Source organism: Microcoleus sp., from assembly GCF_049646505.1.
GTDB lineage: Bacteria > Cyanobacteriota > Cyanobacteriia > Cyanobacteriales > Microcoleaceae > Microcoleus.
The window spans coordinates 1-5,194 of the sequence record NZ_JBARVX010000276.1 but is presented as its reverse complement, the minus strand read 5'-3'; the positions used below and the strand labels follow the sequence as shown (position 1 = coordinate 5,194).

The following is a 5,194-nucleotide window of genomic DNA, read 5'->3' as shown; positions in this document are numbered from 1 at the left end:
CTCAGCGAGCAACATGATGAATAAATTCAATATATCGCTCAATTTCCTCATCCGTGCAACTAATTCCATTCTGCCAAAGTTCATATTCACTGAGATCGATATCTTCATTCCAAACCAGTCCATAACCACCCGGTTCAATTCTAAAATTCCTGAAAAACCCAGGATTACGTAAGGTCGCAAACATCGGATTTTCTAATAACTTAGAAATGTCGTATTTTTTCACTTCTAAATTTGTAAACTTAACTATCAAGGTGCGATCGTCAATAGCTTGAGCAGAAACAATGCGCTCAGGTTTCATAAAAAAAATCCCAGTTATTTTAATGGTGGAAGTTTACTAAATTCTTGGCTATTCCACATATCCAGCAGTTCTTTCTGGTACAACGTAGCCCATTCTATTACCAGCTTTTGAGCCCGATTCGGTAAGTCTCCTTCAATAATCTCTAAAGACTCAATACCGATTAAAGCATTGTACTCACCGTAAACTGCGTGAAAATGAGGAGGTGGATGATCCCCAAAGAAAATTTTGATAATTATTCCGTAAAATCGTGCAACTTCTGGCATAAAGGTTTTTTAAACAATGATACGAGGACTATTATAGCCGAGCTAATGACACAATGACAGTCGATCGCCATGAGTGGAATTAGTCACAAAGTGCGATCGCTCTTTTGGGGATATGGAAAGGTATCTCGCTCCTGACGGGTTGTGAGTGCGATCGACCTTTTCAAATAAACTCTATATGGTTCTGCATATCCGACGGTTCAAGTACCTCCCAAATCAGAATCAAACCGCGCACAATTTCACCAAGTGAACGGCTGTTTTGGTGACAGTAAACAATACCGCAATGCTCTAAACCCCGCTGATGAATTGCCAAAAAATCGTCATCCTGGGTAAAGATTACTCGTTCTTGAGAAATTGCAAAAGCTAATTGTTCTTCATCAGCAGCACCTAAAAGTCCTGCTTCCGGTGTAGTCGTGACATCAATACCGCGCCTTCTTAAAGCTTCTGCGATCGCCCGTTCGACTTGTTCATCACAATGAAATCGGATCTTTTCCAAGATTAGACCCTCTCAATTTCTGCTGTACCTTGGAAGGAGTTTTTGCTTGCAATTCCCGCACAAAAGCATCGCTATCTCGAATTTGTTGTCGAATTTCCTCAAGATGGTCGTGGTAATAAGTCAAGGCTGCGTATACATCTGCTAAAGTAATTGTGGGATACCGCGACACAATTTCATCAGGAGACATTCCCATCTTTTCGTGCCAAATTACAACATCTTGAACCCTAATCCGATGTCCGGCTATACGTGGTTTACCGCCACAAATACCCGGAGTAATTTCAATATGTTCTTGGATTACTGATGGCATAGGCATCTGAGTCATGATTTTTTATTGCACAATGCGGAATTAGTTCCTATTTTAACAAAAACCAAGGCGGTATAGATAGCGAGATCCCTTCCTGAGTCAACTTTTCCCGACTCAAATTTGCGATTTATCAAGTTTTCTGAAGATTAGGCCGCGTTCTGCATAAAACTAGCGCCTCGCCCCTGATAGATAAGTGACGGTTGGTTTTTGAGTGCGACGGTCGATCGCACTTTTGGAATAAATCAAAAAGTGCGATGCTTGGGATTGCAGATGGGCGATCGCTAATTTATGATTATTTTCTAGAGCAAAGCATAGATGCAGGCGATCGCTTTGTCGAAGGTTTTCGCAAAAAATGTCAGCATCTCGCCGAGTTTCCGTATTTGGGACGATCCTGCGATCGGTTTGCTCCTGGTTTGCGAGGGATACCGTTGATGGACTACATCATTTTTTACCAAATTGTTGGAGAAGGTATTGAAATATTGCAAATCACGTTAATTTAACCCCTGATGAATTGGCGGATATCGAACGGCGAGAAATGTTTATTTACAACCAACAAGGAGTTCTAATTAGAGCTGTTGAAGAAGCTCGACAAGAAGAAAAGCAGGCGATCGCACGGCAGTTACTCGATCGCCTAGATGACGCAACCATAGCCCAAATAACCGGATTTAGCGTTCAGTACGTGCAGAATTTGCGATTAGATGTTTGATGCGTCGAAAAGCAGACATGACATTGTTCCCGTCCAATCTATTAGTCCGCTAGGAGTGGACTTCGTTTGACAAGGAGCGGTTTCAACCGCCGACTAATCTATCCCAAAAACAACTTATACGCCGGATTCTGACTCTCATCCCCATACTGATAGCCCAGCGTATCCAAAAAAGCCTGCCATTCCTGCATCTCATCCGGCGGCACCTGTATCCCCACCACAATTCGCCCGTAATCAGCCCCATTATTCCGATAGTGAAAAACGCTGATATTCCAATTAGGACTCATCGAACCCACAAACTGCATCAACGCACCCGGACGTTCGGGAAATTCAAAGCGGTAAAACAGTTCGTGTTTTGCCAGCAAAGAACGCCCGCCCACCATGTGCCGCAAGTGCAATTTTGTTAACTCATCATCAGTTAAATCCAAAGTTTTGAAACCGCAATCTTCAAAAGTTGCGGCTATTTTAACCGCATCAGCACGGTCTATAATTTGCACCCCAATAAAAATATGTGCGGCTTTTTCATCCGCAATTCGATAACTAAATTCAGTTAAATTGCGCTTGCCCAAACATTCGCAAAACCTGCGGAGACTTCCCGGCTGTTCGGGAATTGTCACTGCAAAAATCGCTTCTCGCTGTTCGCCAAAGTCTGCCCTTTCTGCTACAAAACGCAGGCGATCGAAATTCATGTTCGCGCCGCAAGCAACAGCAATTAATGTTTCCCCTGCTATTTGTTCCCGTTCTACGTAAGCTTTCGCACCTGCGATCGCCAAAGCGCCGGCAGGTTCTAAGATCGATCGCGTATCCTCAAAAACATCCTTAATCGCCGCGCAAATATCATCCGTACCCACCAAAATAATCTCATCCACATACTGCTGACAAAGCCGAAAAGTTTCCTCCCCAACTTCCCGCACAGCAACACCGTCAGCAAACAAACCCACCTGCGACAAACGCACCCGTTTACCAGCTTTTAGCGATTGATTCATCGCGTCGGAATCCACAGGTTCAACACCAATAATCTTAATTTCCGGCCGCAACCGCTTGATATATGCCCCAATTCCCGAAATCAATCCACCGCCGCCAATTGCCACAAAAATTGCGTGAATGGGTTTTTGATGTTGCCGCAGAATTTCCATGCCGATCGTACCCTGTCCCGCAATTACGTGCGGATCGTCAAAAGGGTGAATAAAAGTTAAGTTTTTTTCCGCCTCTAATTGGCGCGCAAAGGCGTAAGCATCATCATAGGTATCCCCGTGCAGAACCACCTCTCCACCCCGCGCTATCACCGCATTTACCTTGACCTGCGGCGTTGTTACGGGCATCACGATGATGGCGCGAGTTCCCAAGTGGCGGGCGGCGAGGGCGACTCCTTGGGCGTGGTTGCCGGCGGAAGCTGCAATGACACCTTGCGCTAGCAAATCCGGCGACAGTTGCGCCATTTTGTTGTACGCGCCCCGCAGCTTGAAGGAAAACACAGACTGCATATCCTCTCGTTTCAGCAGCAGTTTATTGTTGAGCCGCTCTGATAAATTGGGGGCTATTTCTAGGGGTGTTTCTTGAGCAACATCGTAGACGCGGGCGGTGAGGATTTGTACTAGGTAATCGCAAAGCATGGGGGTTAGCAGGTGGGTTAATGCCGGATGGTGGGATAATTGTAGGGCATTTATGTTAGCATTTTTCAGGGAATTGGCGATCCCATAGCTGCAAGCTTCGCTAACCGGAAAACCGATTTACTTGACTAATAATTTGATTTCCCAATAAAAGCTTGATGCGCCAAAAGTGCGATCGCCCTTAAAAGCAGAACAAATAGAGCGCGCCCTAGGCGATTGTGGATACGATATCTAGTCTGGATGGTTTCCCGCCCAAAACCTAATCGGGACGTGCGAACCCCGTTCTTGGGTCGCTAATAAACAAGCCCAAAACCAACGAATCCATCACCGTATCCCAGACAGGAGTCAAACGTTCAGCATCATCAACCCAGTAATCAAAAGTAATCAAACACTGAACATTAGAACCCAACCCTATACAAATTCGCGAATAAGCTTCCCGCTGTTCTGGAGGGTCAATAAACTTAAATTCAGTCCACACAACCCGAGCAGTTTGCCGCTTCAATTGAATAATTTCCCCAGGAGCGATCGGATTTCTGGTATCATCTTCAACCACCTTTTGTAATAGAGGCACCAGCGGAAACTCTGCCCAATTACCATCCGGGAGCAAATTAAACGACACCTCCAAACAACAATCATCATCCGGCGGCTTTTTATCCGTAAACCGGAACGACTTAGTATCAGGTTCAAAATGCCAATCTTGGGGAACATCAAAGCGGACTGCACCTCTCCCTGCTACAAAAATCCGAGTTCCCGGCTTTGACTTCCAATTGTGGTTTTCTTTGAGCTCTAGAGTTTCCTTGAGCCATTCTTGCTTTTTGCGCTTAGACATAAACAGAACACCAAATTACTGCTAATATGTAGTTCGAGACTTGGCAAACACATTTTAACCTAATTTTGCTCGCCGCTTGCTCAAATATAACAATCCTTACAAAAATTATGAATTCCTCTCTTCTATATTCCTCTGCGTTCTCTGCGCCTCTGCGGTAAAAAAATCTTTCATAATTGACTAATTTTTACTTTTTACTATGGGGAATCACATACCTAATCCCGCCTTTGTTCCCCGCATCGCCCCTGTAGCGGGGAATAACATGAATAGCAGCGTGACTGCGACTTTGCCCCGCATCTTTATTAATATTGATTCCCACATTAAAACCGTCAGGCTGAAACTCTTTAATTAACATCTCTTGCACCCTGTTCGCCATAAACCAGCAAGCTGACTGCTCTCGAAAAGGCAGTTCAAAATAATTAGCAATATGGCGCTTCGGGATAATTAAAACATGACCTTTGCTGGCAGGATAACCGTCAAATATCGCATAAGCTGTGGCTGATTCAGTTAGTAAAGTTAGATTTTTGTATGGATTGCAGAATATGCAGTGATTAGTTGAATTTCTTTGATGGTTGTAATGCACGTATTCGTAAATCTCGCAATACTCATCTACGTGACTTGACTTAAACGGAAGTTTTACAATGCACTGATAGGTAGGTTTCTTGTGCACGTAATGTTCTCGAAAGCCTTCTTTTTT

8 protein-coding genes and 1 pseudogene are annotated in these 5,194 nt (G+C 44.3%); 2 read left to right on the top strand and 7 right to left on the bottom strand.

What is annotated here, in order from left to right:
• Position 1: 1 nt before the first annotated feature.
• The 4 genes from WBA89_RS14995 to WBA89_RS14980 form a co-directional block, all read right to left on the bottom strand.
• Positions 2-298, bottom strand: a complete 297-nt coding sequence (locus tag WBA89_RS14995) for a DUF2442 domain-containing protein (protein ID WP_424407708.1) — start codon at positions 296-298, stop codon at positions 2-4.
• A 14-nt stretch (positions 299-312) separates the two neighbouring features.
• A complete protein-coding gene (locus WBA89_RS14990; protein WP_106332426.1) occupies positions 313-561 on the bottom strand; it encodes a DUF4160 domain-containing protein in 249 nt (82 codons plus the stop codon).
• A 160-nt stretch (positions 562-721) separates the two neighbouring features.
• Positions 722-1,054, bottom strand: coding sequence for a DUF5615 family PIN-like protein (locus tag WBA89_RS14985; protein ID WP_228056686.1), 333 nt, complete (start codon positions 1,052-1,054; stop codon positions 722-724).
• The gene (locus WBA89_RS14980) at positions 1,029-1,376 is read right to left on the bottom strand and encodes a DUF433 domain-containing protein (RefSeq protein ID WP_424407705.1); all 348 of its coding nucleotides are present in this window, start codon (positions 1,374-1,376) and stop codon (positions 1,029-1,031) included. Before WBA89_RS14980 ends, WBA89_RS14985 begins: the two co-directional genes overlap by 26 nt.
• Before the next feature lie 236 nt (positions 1,377-1,612).
• Between WBA89_RS14980 and WBA89_RS14975 the strand changes: the two genes are divergently transcribed.
• On the top strand, positions 1,613-1,858 hold the full coding sequence (locus WBA89_RS14975) for a type II toxin-antitoxin system RelE/ParE family toxin (protein WP_424407703.1): 246 nt from the start codon (positions 1,613-1,615) through the stop codon (positions 1,856-1,858).
• A pseudogene (locus tag WBA89_RS14970) lies at positions 1,837-2,064 on the top strand (Rpn family recombination-promoting nuclease/putative transposase); the annotation flags it as partial. The gene WBA89_RS14975 and the pseudogene WBA89_RS14970, both read left to right, overlap by 22 nt.
• A 98-nt stretch (positions 2,065-2,162) precedes the next feature.
• Here WBA89_RS14970 and ilvA read toward each other — a convergent pair.
• From ilvA to WBA89_RS14955, 3 genes are all read right to left on the bottom strand, one after another.
• Complete coding sequence (ilvA, locus tag WBA89_RS14965) at positions 2,163-3,674, bottom strand: threonine ammonia-lyase, biosynthetic (RefSeq protein ID WP_424407701.1); 1,512 nt, start codon at positions 3,672-3,674, stop codon at positions 2,163-2,165.
• Between the two features lie 256 nt (positions 3,675-3,930).
• Positions 3,931-4,500 carry a hypothetical protein gene (locus WBA89_RS14960; RefSeq protein ID WP_424407699.1) on the bottom strand — a complete coding sequence of 190 codons (570 nt, stop codon included), beginning with the start codon at positions 4,498-4,500 and terminating at the stop codon, positions 3,931-3,933.
• A 184-nt stretch (positions 4,501-4,684) separates the two neighbouring features.
• Positions 4,685-5,194: HIT family protein (locus tag WBA89_RS14955; RefSeq protein ID WP_424407697.1), on the bottom strand; the 510-nt coding region annotated here is incomplete at its 5' end.

Bases quoted from the DNA above. Each gene is read 5' to 3' on its own strand.
- WBA89_RS14980 (WP_424407705.1), bottom strand. From the start codon at position 1,376: ATGACTCAGATGCCTATGCCATCAGTAATCCAAGAACATATTGAAATT.
- WBA89_RS14995 (WP_424407708.1), bottom strand. From the start codon at position 298: ATGAAACCTGAGCGCATTGTTTCTGCTCAAGCTATTGACGATCGCACC.
- WBA89_RS14975 (WP_424407703.1), top strand. From the start codon at position 1,613: ATGCTTGGGATTGCAGATGGGCGATCGCTAATTTATGATTATTTTCTA.
- ilvA (WP_424407701.1), bottom strand. From the start codon at position 3,674: ATGCTTTGCGATTACCTAGTACAAATCCTCACCGCCCGCGTCTACGAT.
- WBA89_RS14990 (WP_106332426.1), bottom strand. From the start codon at position 561: ATGCCAGAAGTTGCACGATTTTACGGAATAATTATCAAAATTTTCTTT.
- WBA89_RS14960 (WP_424407699.1), bottom strand. From the start codon at position 4,500: ATGTCTAAGCGCAAAAAGCAAGAATGGCTCAAGGAAACTCTAGAGCTC.